Genomic DNA, 25,260 nt, shown 5'->3' with positions numbered 1-25,260 from the left:
ATCATGCGCCCACTCGAAGGAATCAAGGTCATCACGTTCGAGCATGCGATTGCCGCCCCGTTCTGCACGCGACAACTCGCCGACCTTGGCGCCCGCGTCATCAAGGTCGAACGCCCCGGCACAGGCGACTTTGCACGCAACTACGACGAACGTGTCCACGGGCTCGCTTCGCATTTCGTGTGGACGAATCGCTCAAAAGAAAGCATCACGCTGGACGTCAAACGCCCGGAAGCCATGGAAGTTGTCCATGGTCTGCTTGCCGACGCTGACGTGTTCGTTCAGAACCTCGCACCGGGTGCGAGCCAGCGCCTCGGCCTCGACTACGAGACGCTTCAGACTCACTACCCGAAACTCGTTGTCTGCGATATCTCCGGCTACGGCCTCGACGGCCCCTATCGCGACAAAAAGGCCTACGACCTGCTCATTCAGAGCGAGTCGGGATTTCTCAGCATCACGGGTTCAGCAAACGAGCCGGCCAAGGCCGGGTGTTCAATCGCGGATATCGCAGCGGGTATGTACGCCTATACCAACATTCTCGCGGCGCTTATCGAGCGCGGCAAGACGGGGCGCGGCCGCCGGATCGACGTGTCAATGCTGGAAAGTATGCTCGAGTGGATGAGCTACCCGTTGTACTACGCAATCGACGGCCAGACGCCTCCCCCGCGCACTGGCGCCTCACACGCGACGATCTATCCTTACGGTCCGTTCAGAGCCGGCGATGGCAAGACCGTCATGCTCGGTCTCCAGAACGAACGCGAATGGAAGAGCTTTTGCGAAGTTGTGATTCAGAAGTCCGAGCTGGCCGCCGACCCGCGTTTCTGCTCGAACAGTCGCCGTGTCGAAAAGCGCGCGGAGCTCGGTCATCTCATCGAGGAAGTGTTCTCGATACTTACATCGAGTCAGGTCATCGAACGTCTCGAGGATGCCAGGATCGCGAACGCTCATATGAACGACATGCACGCTGTCTGGACGCATGAGCAACTCGTTGCACGAAATCGCTGGACGCGGGTATCCACACCAGCTGGCGAAATTCCCGCGCTGTACCCGCCCGGCGTGACGCAGGAAGACGCGCCACGTATGGACCCGGTCCCTGCGCTTGGTGAGCATACACACGCAATCTTGAGCGAACTCGGATACGCCGAGGACCGCATTCAGGCGTTGCGTGACATCGGCGCCGTCTAAACGCTCCGACGGGTTCGCCAGCATGGCGCAGGCGTAGCTGGCACGTGGACGTGCATCCTCCATTGCCACACCTCACCTCGCGCAGCTTCGCTACGCACTCTTGCAGTCGTACATCTGCGGCGGTCGTCGTCGTTCACACCGACAGCCTGAACAGGTGCCGTTCGTAATTTCCGTTTCCGAGGACTCTGATGCTAAACGTTGCAGGCCGCGAGATTCCCGTCTTTGTCGAAGGTTTCGGAGACGTCGCACCGTTCGACGGGATGTCCATTGCTGAACGGCGAGCCCGTCCCGCTACACAACGTCGTCCGGGCGCATCGAAAGTTGTTCCGGACTTGCGCACCGCATTGGTGGAATGCGGAGTCCGGGATGGCGCGACTCTGTCGTTTCATCATCATCTGCGCAATGGCGACCAGGTGATGAATACGGTTCTTGCCGAAGCTGCGCAACTGGGCCTCCGGAATCTGTCGATCGCGCCAAGTTCGATCTTTCCGGTACATGCGCCACTCGTCGAACTGATCAAGCGAGGCGTTATTACCCGTATCTATACGGCGTACGCATCAGGCCCGGTCGCGGACGCAATTGCCGCCGGTCTGCTCGAACAACCGGCGGTCCTTCAGACACACGGCGGCCGCGCACGCGCAATTGAAAGCGCTGAATTACAGATTGACGTGGCGTTCGTCGCGGCGCCGACAGCCGACGATTATGGAAATATCTGTAGCGTGACAGGCCCTGCTGCTTGCGGGCCGCTCGGGTACGCGACGGCGGATGCGCAATTCGCAAAGCACGTCGTGGCGGTCACGGAAAACCTCGTTCCGTATCCCGCGTATCCCGTTGAGATTTCGCAAGAGCACGTCGATCTGGTCGTGTGCGTGCCTACGATCGGTGATGCAACGCGGATCCTGTCTGGCACGACAACGGTTACGGAGGACTCCTGCGGGCTCGACATTGCCTCGATGGCTGCCCGGGTGACCGAAGCGGCCGGACTGTTACGCGACGGTTTTTCGTTTCAGACCGGAGCAGGCGGCATCTCTCTTGCTGTCGCCCGCTATATCCAGGAAGCGATGCAGAAGAAGAAGATCATGGGCAGCTTCGCATCTGGAGGAATAACTGGACAGATCGTCGAGATGCTCGAACGTGGTCTCTTCCGAACGCTGTTCGACGTGCAGTGTTTCGATTTGCGCGCAGTGCAGTCGTATCGTGACCATACCGCCCATCAACGCATGTCCTCTTCGCTCTACGCGAATCCGGCGTCGCGCGGCGCCGTGGTCGACAGACTCGATGTGATGATTCTTGGCGCGTCGGAAATCGACCTCGACTTCAACGTCAACGTGACTACCGCCAGCGATGGGCGCCTGATCGGTGGATCCGGCGGTCATAGTGATACAGCTGCGGGAGCGAAGCTCTCAATTGTCACAACACGCCTGAATGCTCGCGCCAACCCCAAGATTACCGAACGCGTTCGCACCTTGACGACCCCAGGTTCGACGATCGACGTTGTCGTCACGGAAGCCGGAGTCGCAGTGAATCCTCGTCGCCCCGATCTGATCGAAGCTTTGACTCAAGCACGTATTCCGCTACTTTCGATATCCCGCCTTCATGACCTCTCCCTTATGGCCGCGGGACGAACTAAAGCGGAGCAGCCCGCGACAGACCAGGACAATCGCATCGTCGCACTACAGCAATACCGTGACGGAACGATCATCGATGTGCTTCGAGCCGCAACGCACGGCCCATGATGGCAATAGGTTCGAACTATGCCCGTCAGAACGAATTGATAGTTGTTGAAACTGGGGATTGCGCGTGTAATCGCCAGTCAATTAGAGCGATACCCGTAACCATGTAGGAGGAAAAATGAAGGTACTTGTGCCCGTTAAGCGCGTAGTCGATTACAACGTGAAAGTCCGGGTCAAGTCGGACGGCACGGGCGTCGACATTGCGAACGTGAAGATGTCGATGAATCCGTTCGACGAAATCGCGGTGGAAGAAGCGGTACGTCTGCGCGAAGCGGGCGTCGCGACCGAAGTGATCGCCGTGTCGGCCGGTGTGACGCAGGCGCAGGAAACGCTGCGCACCGCGCTCGCGATCGGCGCGGACCGCGCGGTGTTGATCGAGTCGAGCGAGGATTTGCAGCCGCTCGCGGTGGCGAAGCTTTTGAAAGCGCTGATCGAGAAGGAACAGCCGCAACTGGTGATCCTCGGCAAGCAGGCCATCGACGACGACTCCAACCAGACCGGCCAGATGCTCGCCGCGCTCGCGAACCTGCCGCAGGCGACGTTCGCCTCGAAGGTCGTCGTTGCAGACGGCAAGGCCACTGTGTCGCGCGAAGTGGACGGTGGTGCCGAAACGCTGTCGCTGACGCTGCCGGCCGTGGTGACGACCGACCTGCGCCTCAATGAGCCGCGCTACGTCACGCTGCCCAACATCATGAAGGCCAAGAAAAAGCCGCTGGAAGTCGTCAAGCCGGAAGACCTCGGCGTCGATGTCACGCCGCGTCTGAAGACGCTGAAAGTTGCCGAGCCTCCGAAGCGCTCCGCCGGCGTGAAGGTGCCGGACGTGAAGACGCTGGTCGAGAAGCTGAAGACCGAAGCGAAGGTGCTTTAAGTAGAACGGCAACTATGTTGCATGGGACTGGAGTAAGCGCTAAAGCGCTAACTCCAGTCGACACGGAGACAGAGCAAATGACGAATCTGGTTAACCTGGTAATAGCAGAACACGACAACGCGTCGATCAAGGCCGCGACGCTGAACACCATTGCAGCGGCACAAAAGATCGGCGGTGACATTCACGTGCTGGTGGCTGGTCACAACGCGCAGGCTGCGGCCGATGCGGCAGCGAAGATCGCAGGCGTGGCGAAGGTGCTGCTGGCCGACGCGCCGCAACTCGCAGAAGGCCTCGCGGAAAACGTCGAAGCGACCGTGTTGAACATCGCGAAGAACTACTCGCACATCCTCGCGCCGGCCACCGCCTACGGCAAGAACATCGCGCCGCGCATCGCGGCGAAGCTCGACGTCGCGCAGATCAGCGACATCACGGCGGTCGATTCGCCGGACACGTTCGAGCGTCCGATCTACGCGGGCAACGCGATTGCGATCGTGCAGTCGGCTGACCCGATCAAGGTCATCACCGTGCGCTCGACCGGCTTCGACGCGGTTGCAGCCGAAGGCGGCAGCGCAGCGGTCGAGAAGATCGAAGCCGCGGCCGACAGCGGCCTCTCGCAGTTCGTGAGCCGTGAAGTCACGAAGCTGGACCGTCCGGAGCTGACGAGCGCGAAGATCATCGTGTCGGGCGGCCGGGGTCTGGGCAACGGCGAGAACTACACGAAAGTGCTGGAGCCGCTCGCGGACAAGCTCGGCGCGGCACTGGGCGCCTCGCGCGCCGCGGTGGACGCTGGCTTCGTGCCGAACGACTATCAGGTCGGCCAGACCGGCAAGATCGTCGCACCGCAACTGTACGTGGCGGTCGGCATTTCGGGTGCGATCCAGCATCTGGCGGGGATGAAGGACTCGAAGGTGATCGTCGCGATCAACAAGGATCCGGAAGCGCCGATTTTCAGCGTCGCGGATTACGGTCTCGTCGGTGATCTGTTCGCCGTCGTGCCGGAGCTCTCCAATGTGCTCTGAGTTCAATTCCGCGCTGAATGGTCGGGCGTCTCGTGCTGCCGACGCCGCTGCAGGGCATCCCGATGGCGCTCTTCCTCGTGCCGCTGACAGCAATCATTCTGTCCGGTCAGCCTGCTCATCGAATTCCCGCGGCCGCCGGGACATTGACCGCTGACACAACTAGCCACGGCTTACCAATCGATCAGCGGCGCCAAGACTATCCTGGCCGCGTAGGCCGCGCCGCGTGAAATCCCGGCGCGGTCAACATTTTCAGCACGGAGTGCAGCCCCGCTGAGACCGAATCGGTCCGCCACGCCGCCGCTATCGTGAGATCGAGGTGGGTGGACCGGTTACTCAATGTCTTATAGATCACGCCCGGATGCGGACTCGCACGCACCTGCTCCGGCAGCAGCGCGACGCCCATCCCCGACGCCACGAGGCTCACCATGCTCGACATCTGCCACGATTCGAGCCTGACACGCGGACTGAAGCCGGCCTCCTCACACGCCATCAAAAACTTGGCGTGCAGGCTCGGTATCCTGTCAGGCGGAAACACCATGAACGAATCGCCGGCGAGTTCCTCGAGACGGATCGACTTCGCCTTGCGCGTCGCCAGCGCGTGGTCCTTCGGCAGCACCGCGATGAACCGCTCGCGATGTATCACATGCGTGCGGATATCACCCATGTTGTTCAGCGGCAACCGGACGATGCCAAGATCGATCTTGCGCATATGCAGGCTCTCGATCTGCTCGGTCGATGTCTGCTCGCGCAGATCGACGTGAATCGAGGGGTAACGCGCGCCGATTTCGCGCAGGATGCCCGGCAATATCAGATAGCTCACCGAGCCGACAAAGCCAATCGTAATACGCCCGGTCAAGCCTTCGTTTGCGCGACGCGCCGTATCGATTGCGCGCTGACCGACCGCAAGCCACTCCCTCGCTTCGTCGAGAAACGCGCTGCCCGCAGGCGTCAGCGCGACGCCATGGCGTGAGCGCGCAAGCAGCTGCACGCCGACCACCGCTTCGAGATGCTTGATGGCCTGGCTGAGTGGCGGCTGCGCCATATGCAGCCGGTTGGCGGCGCGGCCAAAATGCAGCTCCTCGGCGACCGCCACGAACTGCACAAGCAAACGTGTCGAGATCATGGTGAGACGTTTTTCATATCGCAAGGGATAAATTCAATATTGGACGCATTCTAGCAACTGTTCCACGCTAACGATCGAGCGGATTCGAGCGCGGGCAACCCAGCCGTCCAACTCAACCGAAACGCTTTAGCAAGCGTAAATGAATCGAATAGAAAGGAGACACCGCCATGGCGGAGCAGAACTACTTTGTGCGCGTAAGCGACGTATCCGGTTATCACCCCGTGAATCATGTGGGTACGCTCAATCGCCGCATCATCGGACGCGAAACGGTGGGTGCGCAGCAACTCGAAGTGATCCACGGCACGATCGAGAAAGGCAAAGGCGCGCTGCCGCACGCGCATCCCGGCATCGAACAGGCGGTGTACATCCTCGAAGGGCGCGCGGTCGCGGAAGTCGCCGGCCAGCGCCGCGAACTCGGGCCCGGCGAATGCTGCTTCTTTCCGGCGGACACGATGCACGTCTTCACCGTCGTCAGCGACGAACCGGCAAAAATCCTCGTGATGTACGCGCCACCCTACGAGGAATCGCCCGATCGCGTCATCCGTCCCGCGTGAAGCATGCGAGCGCGTGTCGCCCCCTGCTTTTTCTCTGATCACACATCATGACTTCCACTTCCGACCCGCATCGCAAGTCTACGCCGGGGCCGCTCACGGGCGTGCGCGTCGTCGATATGACGTCCGTTGCAATGGGCCCATACGCGACGCAGATTCTTGGCGACATGGGCGCCGACGTCATCAAGGTCGAGTCGCATGACGGCGACATTTTCCGCTTTGCAGCGCCCGCGCGCCACGCCGGCATGGGCGCCGCGTTTCTCAACCTGAATCGCAACAAGCGAAGCATCGCGCTCGACCTCAAACGCGTAGACGAACGCGAGAGGCTCGTCGAACTGATCGCAGGCGCGGACGTGCTCGTCTACAACGTGCGTCCACAGTCGATGCGCAAATACGGGCTGGATTACGAGAGCCTGCGCCAGCGGAACCCGCGCCTGATCTATTGCGGTACATACGGTTTCTCCGAACACGGGCCCTATGCAGGCCGCCCGGCTTTCGACGACATCATTCAGGCAATGAGCGGTCTTGCCGCGCTACAAGGCACGAATCGTGAGAATGGACCCGCCTACGTCAACACGATTCTCGCGGACAAGACGGCGGGCCTCACCGCGGCATACGCCATCGCCATGGCGCTGTTCGAACGCGAGCGCTCCGGCGTTGGACAGTCAGTCGAAGTCCCGATGTTCGAAACGCTGGCGTCGTTCAACCTGATCGAACACATGGCAGGGGAAACCTTCCTTCCCGCTGAGGACAAGATGGGCTACGAGCGCGTGCTCTCGCCCCACCGCAAACCTTACGCGACGCGCGACGGTTATCTGGCGCTGATGCCTTACACCGCCGCGCAATGGCAGCGGTTCTTTACCCTCGCCGGCCGTGCGGATCTCGCCCATGATTCGCGCGTCACGTGCGCCGAGGAACGTAGCCGGCACATCGGCGAACTGTATGGAATTCTCGCCGATCTCGTGGCCCGTAAAACCACTGCGGAATGGATGACGCTGCTAGGCGACGCCGACATTCCGATGACGCCGGTCAACGCGCCAGAAGATCTGCTCGACGATCCGCATCTCGCGGCAATCGGCTTTTTCCGGCATGAGACGCACGCCTCGGAAGGCGAGATTCGCACCATCGGCATTCCGGTGCGCTTCTCGCGCACTCCCGGAACCGTTCGACGGCTCGCGCCCAGGCTCGACGAACATCGTGAAGAAATCCTCGACGAAATCACACGATCGACGACACACGAGTAAAGGCAGCCTATCCCGCGTATGAAGCGCGGCGACGCGTCGAAAGCACACAAAAAAGACGCGAACGGATGCGCATTCGCCAGCGCATCCAATACCCTCTTCAGGAGACAAACGATGCAGCATCCCGAAAGCAATGCAGGGCCGGGGGCATCCGGCATGACACCCTCCGTCGCGGCGCGGCAGTCGGACACGACTGCGACACAACCGTGGTATCGCGCGCTCAACCGCCAGCAGTGGAACGCGCTCTTCGCGTCCAATCTCGGCTGGCTATTCGACGGCTATGAAACCTACGCGCTGATCCTGACCGTCGGCATCGCCCTGCGTCAACTGCTCGATACCTCCCTGAGCGCGCAAATCCCCTGGTACGCGGGTCTCGTCATCGCACTGACGGTATTGGGCTGGGGCATCGGGGGATTGATCGGCGGCGTGCTCGCCGACTATATCGGGCGCAAGCGCACGATGCTGTTCGCGATTCTCGCGTACTCGCTCACCACGGGGTTGAGCGCATTCGCGTGGAGTTGGGAATCGTTTGCCATTCTGCGCTTCGTCGTCGGTCTCGCGATGGGCTCCGAATGGGCCACCGGCACTGCGATGACCGCCGAACTCTGGCCGGACGAACATCGCGGCAAAGGCGCGGGTCTGATGCAGTGCGGGCTCGGCATCGGCTTCTTCGTTGCATCGCTGGTATGGCTGTTCGTCAGCGAGACCGGCGATCATGCCTGGCGCTACATGTACCTGATCGGTGTGCTGCCCGGTTTTGTCACGCTCTGGATGCGCTCGGGGATTCCCGAATCGGAGCAATGGGAACACGTGAACCGTGAACGCCGCAAAACGCGCGCGCTCAAGCGCGAAGGTGGCGTGCTCACCGAGCATCAGCAGGCGCTCACCCGTTTCACGCTGGTCGATCTTTTCGCTTCACCCGCCCTGCGCCGGCGCACATTGTTCGCAGTACTGATGTGTCTTGCAACGACGCTCGGCTGGTACGGCATTTCGTCCTGGGTGCCGCCGTATATCGGCTCGGTGGCGGCGCATAGCGGGCTCTCGGCCGCGCGTTACGCGGGCTTCGCGGGCATGACGTACAACCTCGGCGCCATCACTGGCTACATCGTGTTCGGCTTTTGCGCGGACGCGATCGGCCGCAAGCGCATGACGCTACTGTTCTTCTGCATGACGTTCATTATCACGCCCGTGCTCTTCAAGCTGACGCACCGTGTGGACATACTGCTCGTCGTCGCGGGTGTGAGCGGATTTTTCAGCCTCGGCCAGTTCGCGTGGATGCCGACGTGGTTGCCCGAACTCTATCCAACGCGCGTGCGTGCCACGGCCATTGCGTTTTGCTTCAACGTGCCCCGCTTTCTCGCATGGACAGGCCCGCTCGTCGCGGGCACGCTGATCGCGCATTTTGGCGACTACGGCCGCGCGGCGATGATCGTCAATGCGGTTTATGTGCTCGGGATAGTGCTTAGCCCGCTGCTGCCGGAAACTCGAGGCAAGCCCCTGCCGGAAGACGTCTAGTGGAGGATCGTCGGCCACGCGACAGTGCCGGCAATATCTCCGGTCGGTGCTGTGCGAGGTTCTTCGATGGAATAACAAATGGTGGGCCGGGTGGGGTTCGAACCCACGATGTCCTTTCGGAGGTGGATTATGAGTCCACTGCCTGCAACCAACACGGCGTCCAGCCCAGGAAGAAAAAGACCCGGTCGTGACGGCCGGGCCTATTTCGTCGATTGGCCGACATACTACACGAAAAAGGGGCTTCCGCAACCGCCTCGCTGGCGCGAAACGACCGGGAGGCCCCTTCAATCACATCATTGACCGGCCATACGCGCCTGCCGCAATCAATTCCCTTCGAGGAACGACTTCAGCTTGTCCGAACGGCTCGGGTGACGTAGCTTGCGCAGCGCCTTCGCCTCGATCTGACGAATCCGCTCACGCGTCACGTCGAACTGCTTGCCGACTTCCTCGAGCGTGTGATCGGTGCTCATCTCGATACCGAAACGCATGCGCAGCACCTTCGCCTCACGCGGCGTGAGCGAGTCGAGCACGTCCTTCACGACGTCGCGCATGCTCGCGTGCAACGCGGCATCCGCCGGCGCGACCGTGTTCGTATCTTCGATGAAATCACCCAGATGCGAATCGTCGTCGTCGCCGATCGGCGTTTCCATCGAGATCGGCTCCTTCGCGATCTTCATGATCTTGCGGATCTTGTCTTCCGGCATTTCCATCTTCTCGGCCAGTGTTGCCGGATCCGGCTCGAGGCCGGTTTCCTGCAGGATCTGACGCGAGATGCGGTTCATCTTGTTGATCGTTTCGATCATGTGAACCGGAATGCGGATCGTGCGCGCCTGGTCGGCGATCGAACGCGTAATGGCCTGGCGAATCCACCACGTCGCATACGTGGAGAACTTGTAGCCGCGACGATATTCGAACTTGTCCACCGCCTTCATCAGGCCGATATTGCCTTCCTGGATCAGGTCGAGGAACTGCAGACCACGGTTCGTGTACTTCTTCGCAATCGAGATCACGAGACGCAGGTTCGCCTCGGTCATTTCGCGCTTCGCCTGACGCGCCTTCAGTTCGCCGGCCGCCATCTGACGGTTGGTTTCCTTCAGGTCCTTCAGCGGCAGCACCACGCGCGCCTGCAGATCGAGCAGGCGCTGCTGCTGTTCGCGGATCGCCGGAATGTTGCGCGTGAGAATCGCGCTATACGCATGACCTTCGCCGACGATCTTGTCGGCCCACTCGAGATCCGTCTCGCTGCCCGGGAAACGCGCGATGAATTCCGCGCGCGGCATGCCGCACTTGTCGACCACCGTATGCAGGATCTGGCGCTCGACCTGGCGCACTTCGTCCACCTGCGCGCGCAGCGTGTCGCACAGACGCTCGACCGTGCGCGCGGTGAAGCGAATCGCCATCAGCTCGTTCTGGATCGTTTCCTGCGCCTTCAGGTAAGACTTCGACTTGTAGCCTTCCTTTTCGAACGCGCGACGCATCTTGTCGAACCACTCGCTGATCAGCGCGAATTTCTCGAGCGACGCGCGCTTGAGCGCTTCCATCTGCGCCGCGTTGGCCGTGGCTTGAGCCGCGCCGTCGTCCTCTTCCTCGTCTTCTTCGTCCTCTTCCTCGACTTCCTCGTCTTCGTTCTCGATCGCTTCCGCCTCCTGCGCGGAGAAACCGTCGGCGTCTTCCGCGTCGGCGTCGATCAGCCCGTCGACCAGTTCGTCGATACGGATTTCCTCGTTCGCGACGCGCTCGGCCATGGCGAGGATGTCGGCGATCGTGGTCGGGCACGCGGAGATAGCCATCACCATGTGCTTGAGGCCGTCTTCGATGCGCTTGGCGATTTCGATTTCGCCTTCGCGCGTGAGCAGCTCGACCGTGCCCATCTCGCGCATGTACATGCGGACCGGGTCGGTGGTACGGCCGAATTCGGAGTCGACGGTGGAGAGCGCGACCTCCGCTTCCTCTTCCACTTCGTCGTCTGACGAAGCAGCGGGCGCGTTGTCGTTGAGCAGCAGCGTTTCGGCGTCCGGGGCCTGTTCGTAGACCGCCACGCCCATGTCATTGAACGTGCTGATGATGCCTTCGATCGCCTCGGTCTCGGTGAAGTTGTCCGGCAGGTGATCGTTGATTTCAGCGTACGTGAGGAAGCCGCGCTCCTTGCCGAGCTTGATCAGCGCGCGCAGCTTGGAGCGGCGTTCTTCGAGTTCCTCCACCGTGCCCGGCTGCGACAACGCAAACGCATCTTTCAGCAGCGCTTTTTCCTTTGCACGACGGTCGCGAGCCTTGACCTTCTCCACCTTGCCCGGTACGGCGGCAGCGGTTTCTTCGGTCTGGGTTGCATCGTCATCGACAGGTACTTCGTTCAGCTTTTTCGTCATGGAATTCGCCGTACCGGCTGTAGTCTCGACCCCCGGCTGTTGGACAACAGCCGGTTGTTGAACCGTGGATACTGGAGTCACGCGAGCCACCGCATCGTCCTCGGCGGCAGCCGCTTCCCTTGCGCTTCTGACACCCGGCCGCTTCGCAGCCGACGGTGGTACAGCTTTCGCCGCCCTTACCGGAGCCGCCGGCGCGGCCGCAGTGGTCGACGACTTCTTCCCGGCCGGCGCAACGCTGACGGCAGACGTTTTTCTGGCGGATGAAGTCAGCCTGGCCTCGGTAACCTTTGCGGTGCGCTCCCTGGAGCGTGTGCCTGTTGTCTGATTTCCGCCTGTAGTCTTTGCCATCGCCTCGCCTTTCGTCTTTGCCAGGAAAAACCCTTGAAAAAACAAACCGCTAGAAACTTTTTATTATACCACCCGGGCTTCCCGCCTCTCCGTTAAAGCCCAAGCTGACGCTTCATGTCAGCCCGCTTACGATTGAGCTCCGAGAGCTCCGCAAATTCTTCCGGTGTATGCCGGGACTGCCGCGAAAGTTGATCGAGACGATCGCAATAAGCGTCATACCGCATCTTCAGAATCGCGGCCTTCAGTTCCTCACCAACAATGCGCTCCTGTTCGCGCCGTTCCTCGATAACAGCCGCCTCCGCCGGATCTTTCAGCAGCAAATCCCGGACGTTTTCATCATAGTCTAGAATTTTGCGAAAGATTTCCTCGAAAGTTGGGGCGTTCGCGCCATTTCGCAAGAGGTCGGACAACAGCTGGAACTCCGCCGAATCGCCGAGCGCGCGGGCGTGCGTGGTCACTTCCTCGAACAATTCCCCATGCCGGGTCACGGTGAGAAGCGCCTCTTCGGCCTCTGCGTCGAGCATCGCGACCGTGCGCGGATACATGACGAGATTGCGCAGCGTCTTTTCCTCGATCCCGGTCACGCTGCGCCGGTCCTTGCGGGCCGGCGCCCCACGCGCCACGGTCGCGATCCGCGCATCGACTTCGCAAAGCGCCGCCACTTCGTCGAACGGCACGTCGAGCCGGTCCGCGAACATATGCATGATCTGCGCGCGCAGCGCATTGGCCGGCAGCGCCTGCAGGAGCGGTTTCGCGTCGAAGAGCGCACGGGCCTTGCCTTCCGGCTGATCGAGCTCCTTGCCGGTCAGCACCTCGTTGAGCATGAATTGCGACAGCGGCATCGCCCGTTCGACCTGCTCGGCGAACGCTTCAGTGCCGAATTCGCGCACGTAGCTGTCCGGATCGTGCTCGGTGGGCAGGAACAGAAAGCGGATCGTGCGATTGTCCGCGGCATGCGGCAGACAGGCGTCGAGCGCGCGGCGCGCCGCGCGGCGGCCGGCCGCATCGCCGTCGAAACTGAAGACGACCGTGTCGGTCTGGCGCATCAGTTTCTGCACATGAATCGGCGTGCAAGCCGTGCCGAGCGTCGCGACCGCATTCTGGAAGCCCAGTTGGGCCAGCGCGACCACATCCATATAACCTTCGACGACCAGCACATAGTGCTGCTCGCGAATCGCAAGACGCGCCTCGAACAGCCCGTATAGCTCGCTGCCCTTGTTAAATAACGGTGTTTCGGGTGAATTCAAATACTTCGGCTCGCCGCCGTCGAGCACCCGGCCGCCGAAGCCGATCACCTGCCCCTTCACATTGCGGATCGGGAACATGATCCGCTCGCGAAAGCGGTCGTAGCGGCGGTTCTGTCCCTGCGCGTCGGACTTTTCGCTGACGATCACGAGACCCGCTTCGACGAGCGCGTCCTCACGATAGTTCGGGAAAGCCGCTTCGAGGTTCTGCCAGCCATCGGGCGCGTAACCGAGGCCGAACCGTGCCGCGACCTCGCCGGTCAGGCCGCGTTTCTTGAGATATTGGATAGCGCCCGGCGCGCCGCGCAGCTGCTTGCGGTAGTAGTCGCAAGCGGTCTGCATGACGTCGGAAAGCGCGGTGGTCACGGCTTTGGATGCCGCCGGCGCATAGCCGCCGCCGGAACCGCCGCCCCCGCCGCCGTATCCGGGCGAAGGCTCGTGCGGCACGGTCAGGCCGACCGATTGCGCGAGCTCGTTGACCGCCTCGGGAAACGACGCGCCCACGTGTTCCATCAGGAAGCCGATGGCCGTGCCATGCGCGCCGCAGCCGAAGCAGTGATAAAACTGTTTAGTCGGACTAACCGTAAACGAAGGGCTCTTCTCGTTGTGAAACGGACAAAGCCCCATGAAGTTCGCGCCGCCCTTTTTCAACTGCACATACCGGCCGACCACGTCGACGATATCGACGCGGTTGAGCAGGTCCTGCAGGAATGACGGTGGGATCACAGTAAATGACGCTGCCAGGAAAGCTTCAAAATCCGAGCCCGAAAGTCGGGCTCGACACCGCAACCCGGCGCCGCGCTCGCCTTCGACCCACGAAGCGCGCGCAACCCGGGCAAACAGACGGAGATTACTTCGCGAGCGCGGCCTTGACCTGCGCCGAGACGGCGGTCATGTCAGCCCGGCCAGCGAGCTTCGGCTTGAGGACGCCCATCACCTTGCCCATGTCCTGCGGGCCGGCTGCGCCGGTTTGCGCGACCGCAGCCTGCACTTCGGCAACGATTTCCGCTTCGGACATCTGCTCCGGCATGTAGGCGGACAGGACAGCCAGTTCGGCCTTTTCCTTGTCAGCCAGATCCGTGCGGCCCGCGGCCTCGAACTGGCTGATCGAGTCCTTGCGCTGCTTGATCATCTTGTCGATGACAGCGGTCACGCTGGCATCGTCGAGCGTGACGCGCTCATCGACTTCACGCTGCTTGACCGCAGCGAGCAGCAGGCGGATCGTGCCGAGACGTTCGGTCTCGCGCGCCCGCATGGCAGCTTTCATATCGTCGTTGATCCGGTCCTTGAGACTCATCACTCACCTGAATGCGTTGAAAGTTGAAACCGGTCGGGTTGATGGCGGCAATGCCTCGGCATCAACACGAATACCCGCTTGGGACATCTTCCTCAAGCGGGTTGGCGCAATATGTGTAATGGATGCGACCCTGCCGGCTGGCCCGATGGGCCGGGTTTTCCGTGATGACACCTGTCGTGCCGCCATCGGCCTGGATGCTGCCGCCCCACGTTTGAAGCGGAGTGCGGCAACGGAATCAGTAGAATTTCTTCGGCAGCATCTGGCCACGCAGACGCTTGAAATGACGCTTCACCGCCGCTGCTTTCTTGCGCTTGCGTTCAGCCGTGGGTTTTTCATAAAACTCGCGAGCGCGAAGTTCCGTCAGCAAGCCGTTTTTCTCCATGGTGCGCTTGAAACGGCGCATGGCGACTTCGAACGGCTCATTGTCTTTTACGCGGATGGTCGTCATTTTTCAATAACGGAACTTTGTAAAGGTGGAAAAGTATAGCAGAGCTTTCTCACAAAGCTACCGCACCGTCAAGCCCCTCTTGCATATTCCGCGGCCGCCTGGCCGGCCGCCACGCCCGAAGCCCACGCCCACTGAAAGTTGTAGCCGCCGAGCCAGCCGGTCACGTCGACCGCTTCGCCGATGAAGTACAGCCCCGGGACGCGCGCGCTCATCATCGTCGTCGACGAGAGGCCGCGCGTATCGATCCCGCCGCGCGTCACTTCCGCCTTGCGATAGCCCTCGGTGCCGTTCGGGGTGAGCGTCCAGCGCGACAACGCCTCACCGATGCGGCGCAGCGTCTTGTCGGGCAGATCAGCCACGCGCGCTTCGGCGGGAATCTGATGAGTCTCCAGCCACACATGCGCGAGCCGTTGCGGCACCCATTCCGACAGCAGATTGGCGATCTGCCGCTTCGTGCCGTTCTTCGCATCGATCAATGCGGCCGCGGCGTCGCGCTCCGGCAGCAGATTGACGTGGATCGGCTCGCCGGGTTGCCAATAGCTCGAGATCTGCAACACACCCGGGCCTGAAAGGCCGCGGTGCGTGAGCAACAGGTCTTCGGTAAATTCCGCACCGGTCTTTTTATTGCCGGTCGCCAGTTGCACTTCAAGCGATACGCCCGACAGCGCCGCGAACGGCTCCCAGTCGGCCGGCGCGAAGGTCAGCGGGACGAGCGCGGGGCGCGTGTCGATCAGCTTGTGGCCGAACTGCCTCGCGACCCGATACGCGAAATCGGTCGCGCCGATCTTCGGAATCGACAGGCCGCCCGTCGAGATCACGAGCGCGCGGGCGGCGATCGTCCCCGCCGGCGTGCCGAGCCTGAACTGGCTCTGCCCGTCGTGGCTCACCTCTTCGACGGACAGCGGCGCGCGCCACGTCACCGCGCCCGCGTCGCATTCGTTCTTCAGCACGTCGATGACCGCGTCGCTCGACTGGTCGCAGAACAGTTGGCCCTTGTGCTTCTCGTGCCACGTCACGCGATGGCGCTTCAGCAGCGCCATGAAATCGCGCGGCGTATAGCGCGCGAGCGCCGAGCGGCAAAAATGCGGATTCGCCGACAGATAATTGGCGGGCCCCGCGTACAGATTCGTGAAGTTGCAGCGGCCGCCGCCGGAAATGCGGATCTTCTCCGCGAGACGCTGCGAGTGGTCGATCAACGCCACGCGCCGGCCGAGTTGCCCGGCCACGGCCGCGCACATCATGCCGGCCGCGCCCGCGCCGATCACCGCGATATCGAAGGATTCCATGGGGCCGCATTGTACCTGCCGGGCCCGCGCGCGGCCGTGGCCGCGTTCTACGGGCAGCCTGCGCCTGCTTGCCCGCGCTGCTATACTTTTAGGCTTACCTTTCACTTTCGGGCGCGCTTCGCGTGCGCCCACCTCAAGCGACTCATCATGCTCGTTCTCGGCATCGAAAGCTCCTGCGACGAAACCGGTCTCGCGCTCTACGACACCGGGCGCGGCCTGCTCGCGCACGCGCTGCATTCGCAGATTGCGATGCACCGGGAGTACGGCGGCGTCGTGCCGGAACTGGCGTCGCGCGATCATATCCGCCGCGCGCTGCCGCTGCTCGAAGAGGTGATGGAGCGCGCGGGCGTCGCGCGCAGCGACATCGACGCGATCGCCTACACGCAGGGGCCGGGGCTCGCGGGCGCGCTGCTGGTTGGCGCGAGCATCGCCAATTCGCTGGCGATGGCATGGGACAAGCCGACCGTCGGCATTCACCATCTCGAAGGGCATCTGCTGTCGCCGCTGCTCGTCGATGAGCCGCCGCCGTTCCCGTTCGTCGCACTGCTCGTGTCCGGCGGTCATACGCAGCTGATGCGCGTGACGGACGTCGGCGTCTACGAAACGCTCGGCGAAACGCTCGACGACGCCGCCGGCGAAGCCTTCGACAAAACCGCGAAGCTGCTCGGCCTCGGCTACCCGGGCGGCCCGGAAGTCTCGCGCATGGCCGAATTCGGCACGCCCGGCGCGGTCGTGCTGCCGCGCCCGATGCTGCACTCGGGCGACCTCGACTTCAGCTTCAGCGGCCTGAAAACCGCTGTGCTCACGCACGCAAAGCGGCTCGGCGGCGCGAACATCTGCGAGCAGGCGAAAGCCGATCTCGCACGCGGTTTCGTCGACGCCGCCGTCGAAGTGCTGGCCGCGAAGTCGCTCGCGGCGCTCAAGCGCACGAAGCTCAACCGGCTCGTCGTCGCGGGTGGTGTCGGCGCGAACCGGCAGTTGCGCGAAGCGCTTTCCGCGGCCGCGAAGAAGCGCAATTTCTACGTGCACTACCCGGACCTTTCACTGTGCACGGATAACGGCGCGATGATCGCGCTGGCCGGCGCATTGCGTCTGCAGCGTTGGCCCGAGCAGGCCGGCAACGACTACGCGTTCACGGTGAAGCCGCGCTGGGATTTGACTTCGCTCGCGCGCTGAGTCGCAACAGCGGCAAATGCCGGCCATGCCGCGAATCCCGAGTCGATAAAAAAAGCCGCTTTAAAAGCGGCTTTTTTATCGATGCACTCGCAACCAAGCGAAACGCGCGAACGTATCACCCCGCCCGCTTGTCCCGCTCGATCACCGCATACGCGCTGTGGTTGTGAATCGATTCGAAGTTCTCGGCCTCGAGCACATATGCGGCGACGCGCTCGTCCGCATCGAGGCGCTGTGCGACGTCGCGCACGAGGTCTTCGACGAACTTCGGATTTTCGTACGCGCGCTCGGTGACGAACTTCTCGTCCGGGCGCTTGAGCAGGCCCCACAGTTCGCATGACGCTTCTTCCTCGGCGATGCGGATCAGCTCTTCCACGGCGATGTCGCCCGCGAGTTCGGCGTCGATCGTTACGTGCGAGCGCTGGTTGTGCGCGCCGTACTGCGAGATTTTCTTCGAGCATGGGCACAGGCTCGTGACCGGCACCAGCACTTTCAGGAATAGCCGCGTCGCGCCGTTGCGGGTCTCGCCCGTCAGCGTGACTTCGTAATCGAGCAGGCTTTGCACGCCCGACACCGGCGCGGTCTTGTTCACGAAATACGGGAACGACACTTCGATGCGCCCCGCCTCGGCTTCGAGCTTTTCGAGCATCGCGGCGAGCATCGTGCGGAACGCGGGCGGTTCGAGCGGCGCCTTGTTCTCTTCGAGCAGCGCGACGAAGCGCGACATATGCGTGCCCTTCTGCTCAGCCGGCAGATGCACGTCGAGATTCCATGTGCCGACCGTCGGCTGCACTTCGCCGCCCTGCGTGCGCACCGTCAACGGATGACGCACGCCCTTCACGCCGACCCGCTGGATCGGGATCTGGCGCGTGTCGGGCGTGCTTTGCACGTCGGGCATCACAAAGGCGGGATTCATCTGATTCATTTTTTTGTCCTTTCTGGAAAGCGCCGGGCCGCCCAGGTTGTTGCATCGGAGACTGTCGCGCGGCGACAGTTTCGAGGCGCCTAGCGGCCGTGCGGATCAGCACGCGCAAAACGGCGAACGCCGGCTTCTGCCGGCGTTGGATGGCGAGCCACAACGCCCGTCAGTTCAAACTGGAGATTGCCGCGGCCGCCGTCGCAGGACGGCGGCACAAGTCGGCACGACGGCGACAGCGCTTTACGCGACTCGCTTCACCGACGATTGGCCGCTGAGCGCACCGCTCGCGAGGAAGCGTTCGCGAATCGACCGGGCGATGCCCGCGGCGTCGAGACCGCACGCGGCGAGCAGCTTGGCCGGGTCCCCGTGATCGATGAACCGGTCGGGAAGGCCCAATTGTAGTACGGGTCGCATAACCCCACTCTGGAGCAGGGCTTCGACGCAAGCCGAGCCCGCGCCACCCATGATGCAGCCCTCTTCGACGGTGACGATCGCGTCGTGCGTTTCGGCAAGCTGGCGCACGAGCGCAGTGTCGAGCGGCTTCACGAAACGCATGTTCGCAACCGTGGCGTCGAGTTGCTCGGCTGCCGCGAGCGACGGCGCGACCATCGTGCCGAACGCGAGAATCGCGATGCGCTTGCCGGCCGGCGCCGAGGTTTCGCGACGCACTTCGCCCTTGCCGATTGGCAGCGCGCTCATCTGCTTGACCGTTGCGACGCCGGTGCCCGCACCGCGCGGATAGCGCACGGCCGTCGGATTCGACTGCTGCAACGCCGTGTACAGCATCTGGCGGCATTCGTTTTCGTCCGACGGCGCCATCACGGTCATGTTCGGGATACAGCGCATGAACGCGAGGTCGTACGCGCCCGCGTGCGTTGCGCCGTCCGCGCCGACGAGGCCCGCGCGGTCGATTGCGAACACCACCGGCAGGTTTTGCAGCGCGATGTCGTGAATCAGCTGGTCGTAGGCACGTTGCAGGAAGGTCGAGTAGATCGCGACCACCGGCTTCATGCCGTCGGCGGCGAGGCCTCCCGCGAACGTCACCGCGTGCTGCTCGGCAATGCCGACGTCGAAGTAACGGTCCGGGAAGCGCTTCTCGAACTCGACCAAGCCAGAGCCTTCACGCATCGCCGGCGTAATGCCGACCACGCGCGAGTCGAGCTCGGCCGCGTCGCACAGCCATTCGCCGAACACCTGCGTGTAGGTCTTCTTCGATGGCGTGGCGGCCGGCTTGATGCCCTCGGCCGGATTGAATTTGCCCGGGCCGTGGTACAGCACCGGATCGGCCTCGGCCAGCTTGTAGCCCTGGCCCTTCTTCGTCACGACGTGCAGGAATTGCGGACCGCGCAGTTCCTTGATGTTCTGCAGCGTCGGGATGAGCGAGTCGAGGTCGTGACCGTCGATCGGGCCGATGTAGTTGAAGCCGAACTCTTCGAAGAGCGTGGCCGGCACGATCATGCCCTTCGCGTGCTCTTCGAGCTTGCGCGCGAGATCGAGCACGGGCGGCGCGACGCGCAGCACGCGCTCGACGCCCGCGCGCGCGGCCGCGTAGAAGCGGCCCGACATCAGGCGCGCCAGATGGCGATTCAGCGCGCCGACCGGCGGCGAGATCGACATGTCGTTGTCGTTGAGGATCACGAGCAGCGGCACGTCGTCTTCGACGCCCGCGTTGTTCATCGCCTCGAAGGCCATGCCGGCCGTCATCGCGCCGTCGCCGATCACGGCGATGCCCATGCGGTTGTCGCCCTGCAGCTTGCTCGCGACCGCCATGCCGAGCGCGGCTGAGATCGACGTGCTCGAGTGCGCGGTGCCGAACGTGTCGTATTCCGATTCGTCGCGTTTCGGGAAGCCCGAGATGCCGCCGAGTTGACGCAGCGTGTGCATCTGGTCGCGGCGGCCGGTCAGAATCTTGTGCGGATAGGTCTGATGGCCGACGTCCCAGACGATCCGGTCGTGCGGCGTATCGAACACATAATGCAGAGCGATGGTCAACTCGACCGTGCCGAGGTTGGACGAAAGATGGCCGCCCGTCTGCGATACGCTGTCGAGCACAAAAGCACGCAACTCGTCTGCAAGCGGTTGCAATTGGCGGCGATCGAGGCGGCGCAGAGCCGCCGGGTCGTCGATGGTTTTCAGCAAGTCGTACATCGTCGTTCCATTGTAGGAAAACTTACGCGCCCGCACTTCATACATGCACCCGGGGACAGAAGGTGCGCGGCGGCGGGCTTTCGCGTTCAGCTCACCCGGTTCACCACCAGGTCGGCCAGTTCGGCAAGACGCTGCGCGCGCGCGCCGAACGGCGCGAGCGCGGCGTGGGCGTCGCTGCGCAGTTGCGCCGCGAGTGCACGCGACGCGTCGAGCCCGATAATCGACACGTAGGTCGGCTTGCCGTCCTTCGCGTCTTTGCCGGCGGTCTTGCCGAGCGTCGCGGAGTCGGTCGTGACATCGAGAATGTCGTCGACGACCTGAAACGCGAGGCCGACCGCGGCGGCGTAGGCGTCCAGCGAAACCAGCGCCTGCGCATCCGGCGTTTCGCCCGCCAGTGCGCCCATGCGCACTGCTGCGCGCAGCAGCGCACCGGTCTTCATGCGGTGCATGGTTTCGAGCTGCGGGCGCGTCAGCGTATGGCCGACGCTCGCCAGATCGATGGCCTGCCCGCCGCACATACCGATGGAGCCGCTCGCGAGCGCGAGTTCACGCACGAGCGATGCCTGCTGCGGCGCGCTCAGCACATCCGAAGTCAGCGCGACGAAAGCCTGCGATTGCAGCGCATCGCCCACCAGCAGCGCGGTCGCTTCGTCATACTTGACGTGGACCGTGGGCTTGCCGCGACGCAGTTCGTCGTCGTCCATGCACGGCATGTCGTCATGCACGAGCGAATACACGTGGATCATTTCCAGCGCCGCCGCCGCCGCGTCGAGGCATTCGGCGCGTGCGCCGGTCAGCTCGCCGGCCGCGTGGCACAGGAGCGGCCGCACCCGCTTGCCGCCGCCGAGCACCGCATAGCGCATCGCCTCATGCAGCCGGGCGGGTTCGGTCGTTTCGGCCGGCAAATAGTGTTCGAGAGCCGTTTCGACGCGTTCGAGCACCGAGCGCGTCCATTGTTCGAATGTCATAGGTCGTCCCCGCTTTCAGTAGCGGCTGTGCCTGCGGTATTCATGGGCAGCGGCTTGAGCGTCTCGCCGTCGAGCACGCGCACCTGCTGCTCGACCTTTTCGAGCTGCTGTTGACAGAACGCGACAAGCGCGGCCCCGCGCCGGTACGCGGCCAACGACTCCTCGAGGCTCAGGCTGCCGCCTTCCATGCGCGCAACCAGCTCTTCCAGCTCCGCCTGCGCTGCCTCGTAGCTCTGCGGCAGCGGCGTGGCGTCGGCGCCTTCGGCTGGCGCTGCGGCGGTATCTTTCGATGCGGTCTTCGCCATGAATAGTCGCAAAATTAAAACAAGTCGGACATTCTACGGCAAAAGCGGCGTTTCCGATCCGCTCGCCACCGTCATCCCCGCCTTCCCACCCCGTTTTGACCACGCTTCGCCGCAGCGTCGACCCTGAAGTCTCGCAGAAAAAAACCGCCGGGTCTGCGGCGAAAATGCCGAACTTTCCCGACATTTTTGACCCAAATCAGTCACTTAAGCGCCCCAGACAGGGGGAAACAGGTATAATCTTGGGCTCCCTAAATCGAATCTTCGATGGTTGGGTTGTTCACTGCTTTCACGTCTTCATCGGGAGTGGGAATGTCCAATCTGAGCAATGCATTGCAGTTGCGGTCTGTTCACAGCCAGCTGCCAGTCACGGCTTACTTTGACGAAGCGCTTCTTACGCGCGAAATCGACACCCTTTTCAAGAAAGGTCCTCGCTACATCGGCCACGATCTCATGGTGCCCGATGCGGGGGATTATTTTGCCTTGCCCAGCGAACGCGAGGGGCGGGTGCTCGTCCGCAACCAGCAGTCGCAAGTCGAGCTGCTGTCGAACGTGTGCCGCCACCGGCAAGCCATCATGCTCAACGGCCGCGGCCAGACGCAGAACATCGTCTGTCCGCTGCACCGCTGGACGTACGACCTGAAGGGCGAACTGCTCGGCGCGCCTCATTTCGCCGACAACCCCTGCCTCAACCTCGCCGCCACGCCGCTGCAGAACTGGCAGGGCCTGCTGTTCGAAGCGCAGGGTCGCGACGTCGCGAAAGATCTGGCACGCCTCGGCACGAAGCAGCACTTCGATTTTTCGGGCTTCATGTTCGACCACGTCGAAGTCCACGAGTGCAACTACAACTGGAAGACCTTCATCGAGGTCTATCTGGAGGACTATCACGTCGCGCCGTTCCATCCGGGCCTCGGCAGCTTCGTCAATTGCGACGACCTGCAATGGGAATTCGGCGACTGGTACAGCGTGCAGACGGTCGGCGTGCACAAGGCGCTCGAGCAGCCGGGCAGCCCGACGTACCGGAAGTGGCACGACGAAGTGCTGCGTTTTCGCGATGGCAACCCGCCCGAATTCGGCGCGATCTGGATGGTGTACTACCCGGGCATCATGATCGAGTGGTATCCGCACGTGCTGGTCGTGTCGTGGCTGATTCCGCGCGGTCCGCAGAAAACCACCAACGTGGTCGAGTTCTATTACCCTGAGGAAATCGCGCTGTTCGAACGCGACTTCGTCGAAGCCGAGCGCGCCGCCTATATGGAAACGGCCCGCGAAGACGACGAAATCGCCGAGCGCATGGACGCCGGCCGCCGCGCACTGATGGAACGCGGCGAGTCGCAGGTCGGTCCGTATCAGAGCCCGATGGAAGACGGCATGCAGCACTTCCACGAGTTTCTGCGCCGCGAACTCGGCACGATCTGAGTCACGGCCTTCGGTGCATGAGCCAATGCAAGGAAAGACGGGTTTCGCCCGTCTTTTTTTGTTTAGACTACCAACATAGACCGGTCATCCGCCCGTCGCGCCAAAACGCACGGCCGCAGCCGCCATCGCCCGCATCGAGGAGACGCCATGCCCCACACTCACCACACCACCCTGATCTCCGCGCCCAACCTCGCCGAACGGCTTGCGGCCGCGCCGGGCAGCGTGTTCGTCCTTGACTGCCGGTTCGATCTCGCCGATACCGAAGCAGGCGAAAAGGCGTACCTGGCCGGCCATCTGCCGGGCGCGCATTATCTGCATCTCGACCGCGACCTGTCCGGGCCGAAGAACGGCTCGAATGGGCGGCATCCGCTGCCGGATCGCGCGCGGCTCGTCGAAACGCTGGAGTCGCGCGGGTTGAAACAAGGCCAGCAGGTAGTCGCTTATGACGCGCAAGGCGGCATGTACGCGGCGCGCGTCTGGTGGCTGCTGCGCTGGCTCGGGCATGACGCGGTCGCGCTGCTCGACGGCGGGTTACAGGCCTGGCAGGCCGCCGGGCAGCCGTTGACGCAGGATGTGCCGGCGCAGAACACCGGCGACTTCAGCGCGGCCGCGCCGCTCGCTGTCACCGTCGACGCGCAGACGGTCGAGCGCAATCTCGGCTCGAAGGAGCGCGTGGTGGTCGACGCACGCGCGGCCGACCGTTATCGCGGCGAAAACGAGACGCTCGACCGCGTCGGCGGCCATATTCCAGGCGCGCTCAACCGCTTCTTCAAGGACAACCTCACCGCCGACGGCCGCTTCAAACCGGCGCACACGCTGCGCGAGGAGTTCCACGCGCTGCTCGGCGACACGCCACCGGAACACGTGGTGCTGCAATGCGGCTCGGGGGTAACCGCATGCGTGAATTCGCTCGCCATGGAGATCGCCGGCATGCATGGCTCCGCGTTATATGCGGGGTCGTGGAGCGAATGGAGTTCCGATCCGAAGCGGCCGGTGGCAACGGGACCCAATCCCTGAGCTGCCTTGAACTGAGCTGAGTTGGGCTGAGCGCAAGCTACCGCAGATCACACGACGCAAAAAAGCCGTTGCCGCTTCAACGCGGCAACGGCTTTTTCTTCGGACTCTTCGACATCGCTTCCTCGGATCGATGCGCCGGATCGGCAAGACGCTGACGAAGACAGCGCCTCAAGCCACCCCATGCTGCTTGAACCACACCAGCGCGCGGCGCCAGCCGTCCTCCGCGTCGGCCTTCTTATAGCTCGGCCGGTAATCGGCGAAAAACGCATGGCCCGCATCGTCATAGACGACGAACTGCGAACCGCGTCCCGCTTGCGGACCCTGCGCGATGGCCTGCTTCATCTGCTCGAGCGTGTCCTGCGGGATGCTCTGATCCTGGCGACCGTACAGGCCGAGCACCGGCGCATGCAGGTCGGCGACAAGATCGATCGGGTTGGCCGGCGTCATCGCATTTTTCGCGCCGCTCACGCGGCCATACCAGGCGACGCCAGCCCTCACGCGCGGATTGTGCTCGGCATACAGCCACGCGATACGTCCGCCCCAGCAGAAGCCGTTCACGCCGAGCCGCTTCAGGTCGCCGCCGTTCTCGCCTGCCCACGCGGCGGCGGCGTCGAGATCGGCCAGCACCTGCTCGTCGGGCACCTTGCTGACCAACTGCTCGTTGAGCTGCTGCATGCTCGTGTAGACGGTTGGATCGCCCTCGCGCTCGTACAGGTCCGGCGCGATCGCGAGATAGCCCTGCTTCGCGAAGCGCCGGCAGACGTCGGCGATATGCTCGTGCACGCCGAAGATCTCATGCACGACGAGGATCACCGGCAAATGCGTCTTGCCTTTCGGTTGCGCGCGATAGGCCGGCACCAGCGTGCCGCCCGAATGAAACGCGACCTCGCCGGCTTCGAGACCGTCGCTGTCGGTATGGATGGTTTGTGCCGAGACCGGCAGCACGGCCGCCGCGAAACCGGTGCCGAGTGCGGCCTTGATGAAGGTACGCCGGTTGAAGGGAACGTGCGGGACGAGGCTGTCGATTTCAGGTTTCAGCATGCGGCGCTCCTCGATGAATTGTTCGAGGCAACAGGATACGCCCTGCGCGCAT

21 protein-coding genes and 1 tRNA gene are annotated in these 25,260 nt (G+C 62.9%); 10 read left to right on the top strand and 12 right to left on the bottom strand.

Translation table 11 applies throughout. The features are described 5' to 3' along the window. Positions 1 to 3 precede the first annotated feature (3 nt). The 4 genes from B9Z01_RS31540 to B9Z01_RS31525 all read left to right on the top strand — a co-directional run bounded on the left by B9Z01_RS31540 (position 4) and on the right by B9Z01_RS31525 (position 4,802). Positions 4 to 1,182 (top strand): CaiB/BaiF CoA transferase family protein, encoded by a 1,179-nt coding sequence (locus B9Z01_RS31540; RefSeq protein WP_085489467.1) that lies wholly within the window; start codon positions 4 to 6, stop codon positions 1,180 to 1,182. Between the two features lie 188 nt (positions 1,183 to 1,370). Next, positions 1,371 to 2,918 carry a citrate lyase subunit alpha gene (gene citF, locus B9Z01_RS31535; RefSeq protein ID WP_085489466.1) on the top strand — a complete coding sequence of 516 codons (1,548 nt, stop codon included), beginning with the start codon at positions 1,371 to 1,373 and terminating at the stop codon, positions 2,916 to 2,918. Positions 2,919 to 3,033: 115 nt separating this feature from the next. After that, entirely contained in the window at positions 3,034 to 3,783 is a 750-nt protein-coding gene (locus tag B9Z01_RS31530) for an electron transfer flavoprotein subunit beta/FixA family protein (RefSeq protein ID WP_085489465.1), read from the top strand. 86 nt (positions 3,784 to 3,869) lie between these two features. Beyond that, the gene (locus B9Z01_RS31525) at positions 3,870 to 4,802 is read left to right on the top strand and encodes an electron transfer flavoprotein subunit alpha/FixB family protein (RefSeq protein ID WP_085489516.1); all 933 of its coding nucleotides are present in this window, start codon (positions 3,870 to 3,872) and stop codon (positions 4,800 to 4,802) included. A 196-nt stretch (positions 4,803 to 4,998) separates the two neighbouring features. Here the strand turns inward: B9Z01_RS31525 and B9Z01_RS31515 are convergent, their stop codons facing one another. Further along, on the bottom strand, positions 4,999 to 5,925 hold the full coding sequence (locus B9Z01_RS31515) for a LysR family transcriptional regulator (RefSeq protein ID WP_085489463.1): 927 nt from the start codon (positions 5,923 to 5,925) through the stop codon (positions 4,999 to 5,001). A gap of 167 nt (positions 5,926 to 6,092) precedes the next feature. Between B9Z01_RS31515 and B9Z01_RS31510 the strand changes: the two genes are divergently transcribed. From B9Z01_RS31510 to B9Z01_RS31500, 3 genes are all read left to right on the top strand, one after another. Continuing rightward, positions 6,093 to 6,479: a cupin domain-containing protein gene (locus B9Z01_RS31510; protein ID WP_085489462.1), complete on the top strand. Its 387-nt coding sequence runs from the start codon at positions 6,093 to 6,095 to the stop codon at positions 6,477 to 6,479. Positions 6,480 to 6,526: 47 nt separating this feature from the next. Beyond that, positions 6,527 to 7,720: a CaiB/BaiF CoA transferase family protein gene (locus tag B9Z01_RS31505; protein ID WP_085489461.1), complete on the top strand. Its 1,194-nt coding sequence runs from the start codon at positions 6,527 to 6,529 to the stop codon at positions 7,718 to 7,720. 111 nt (positions 7,721 to 7,831) lie between these two features. After that, complete coding sequence (locus tag B9Z01_RS31500; protein ID WP_085489515.1) at positions 7,832 to 9,232, top strand: MFS transporter; 1,401 nt, start codon at positions 7,832 to 7,834, stop codon at positions 9,230 to 9,232. 79 nt (positions 9,233 to 9,311) lie between these two features. Here the strand turns inward: B9Z01_RS31500 and B9Z01_RS31495 are convergent. The 6 genes from B9Z01_RS31495 to B9Z01_RS31470 form a co-directional block, all read right to left on the bottom strand. Beyond that, positions 9,312 to 9,399: transfer RNA gene (locus B9Z01_RS31495), tRNA-Ile, on the bottom strand. A 156-nt stretch (positions 9,400 to 9,555) separates the two neighbouring features. Beyond that, positions 9,556 to 11,946: an RNA polymerase sigma factor RpoD gene (gene rpoD / locus B9Z01_RS31490; RefSeq protein ID WP_085489460.1), complete on the bottom strand. Its 2,391-nt coding sequence runs from the start codon at positions 11,944 to 11,946 to the stop codon at positions 9,556 to 9,558. Positions 11,947 to 12,038: 92 nt separating this feature from the next. Beyond that, on the bottom strand, positions 12,039 to 13,916 hold the full coding sequence (gene dnaG / locus B9Z01_RS31485; protein WP_085489459.1) for a DNA primase: 1,878 nt from the start codon (positions 13,914 to 13,916) through the stop codon (positions 12,039 to 12,041). Between the two features lie 124 nt (positions 13,917 to 14,040). Then, positions 14,041 to 14,487, bottom strand: a complete 447-nt coding sequence (locus B9Z01_RS31480; RefSeq protein ID WP_085489458.1) for a GatB/YqeY domain-containing protein — start codon at positions 14,485 to 14,487, stop codon at positions 14,041 to 14,043. Positions 14,488 to 14,722: 235 nt separating this feature from the next. Then, positions 14,723 to 14,935 carry a 30S ribosomal protein S21 gene (gene rpsU, locus B9Z01_RS31475; RefSeq protein ID WP_028196180.1) on the bottom strand — a complete coding sequence of 71 codons (213 nt, stop codon included), beginning with the start codon at positions 14,933 to 14,935 and terminating at the stop codon, positions 14,723 to 14,725. 68 nt (positions 14,936 to 15,003) lie between these two features. Then, on the bottom strand, positions 15,004 to 16,221 hold the full coding sequence (locus tag B9Z01_RS31470; protein WP_085489457.1) for a BaiN/RdsA family NAD(P)/FAD-dependent oxidoreductase: 1,218 nt from the start codon (positions 16,219 to 16,221) through the stop codon (positions 15,004 to 15,006). 147 nt (positions 16,222 to 16,368) lie between these two features. On the opposite strand from B9Z01_RS31470, the gene tsaD reads away from it, so the two are divergent. After that, positions 16,369 to 17,397, top strand: a complete 1,029-nt coding sequence (tsaD, locus tag B9Z01_RS31465) for a tRNA (adenosine(37)-N6)-threonylcarbamoyltransferase complex transferase subunit TsaD (protein ID WP_085489456.1) — start codon at positions 16,369 to 16,371, stop codon at positions 17,395 to 17,397. Positions 17,398 to 17,512: 115 nt separating this feature from the next. Here the strand turns inward: tsaD and folE2 are convergent, their stop codons facing one another. The 4 genes from folE2 to B9Z01_RS31445 form a co-directional block, all read right to left on the bottom strand. Continuing rightward, the gene (gene folE2 / locus B9Z01_RS31460; protein WP_085489455.1) at positions 17,513 to 18,319 is read right to left on the bottom strand and encodes a GTP cyclohydrolase FolE2; all 807 of its coding nucleotides are present in this window, start codon (positions 18,317 to 18,319) and stop codon (positions 17,513 to 17,515) included. 234 nt (positions 18,320 to 18,553) lie between these two features. Continuing rightward, the gene (gene dxs, locus B9Z01_RS31455; RefSeq protein WP_085489454.1) at positions 18,554 to 20,461 is read right to left on the bottom strand and encodes a 1-deoxy-D-xylulose-5-phosphate synthase; all 1,908 of its coding nucleotides are present in this window, start codon (positions 20,459 to 20,461) and stop codon (positions 18,554 to 18,556) included. Between the two features lie 86 nt (positions 20,462 to 20,547). Then, positions 20,548 to 21,429 carry a polyprenyl synthetase family protein gene (locus B9Z01_RS31450; RefSeq protein WP_085489453.1) on the bottom strand — a complete coding sequence of 294 codons (882 nt, stop codon included), beginning with the start codon at positions 21,427 to 21,429 and terminating at the stop codon, positions 20,548 to 20,550. After that, positions 21,426 to 21,734: an exodeoxyribonuclease VII small subunit gene (locus tag B9Z01_RS31445; protein ID WP_085489452.1), complete on the bottom strand. Its 309-nt coding sequence runs from the start codon at positions 21,732 to 21,734 to the stop codon at positions 21,426 to 21,428. The genes B9Z01_RS31450 and B9Z01_RS31445 overlap by 4 nt, the downstream gene beginning before the upstream one ends. Before the next feature lie 309 nt (positions 21,735 to 22,043). Between B9Z01_RS31445 and B9Z01_RS31440 the strand changes: the two genes are divergently transcribed. Both B9Z01_RS31440 and B9Z01_RS31435 read left to right on the top strand, forming a co-directional pair. Then, on the top strand, positions 22,044 to 23,150 hold the full coding sequence (locus B9Z01_RS31440) for an aromatic ring-hydroxylating oxygenase subunit alpha (protein WP_085489451.1): 1,107 nt from the start codon (positions 22,044 to 22,046) through the stop codon (positions 23,148 to 23,150). Positions 23,151 to 23,297: 147 nt separating this feature from the next. Then, positions 23,298 to 24,167 (top strand): sulfurtransferase, encoded by an 870-nt coding sequence (locus B9Z01_RS31435; RefSeq protein WP_085489450.1) that lies wholly within the window; start codon positions 23,298 to 23,300, stop codon positions 24,165 to 24,167. Positions 24,168 to 24,335: 168 nt separating this feature from the next. Here the strand turns inward: B9Z01_RS31435 and B9Z01_RS31430 are convergent, their stop codons facing one another. Then, complete coding sequence (locus B9Z01_RS31430) at positions 24,336 to 25,208, bottom strand: dienelactone hydrolase family protein (protein ID WP_085489449.1); 873 nt, start codon at positions 25,206 to 25,208, stop codon at positions 24,336 to 24,338. Positions 25,209 to 25,260 lie beyond the last annotated feature (52 nt).

Source organism: Paraburkholderia susongensis, from assembly GCF_900177725.1.
Lineage (GTDB): Bacteria > Pseudomonadota > Gammaproteobacteria > Burkholderiales > Burkholderiaceae > Paraburkholderia > Paraburkholderia susongensis.
This window is presented reverse-complemented; position numbering and strand designations above follow the sequence as displayed.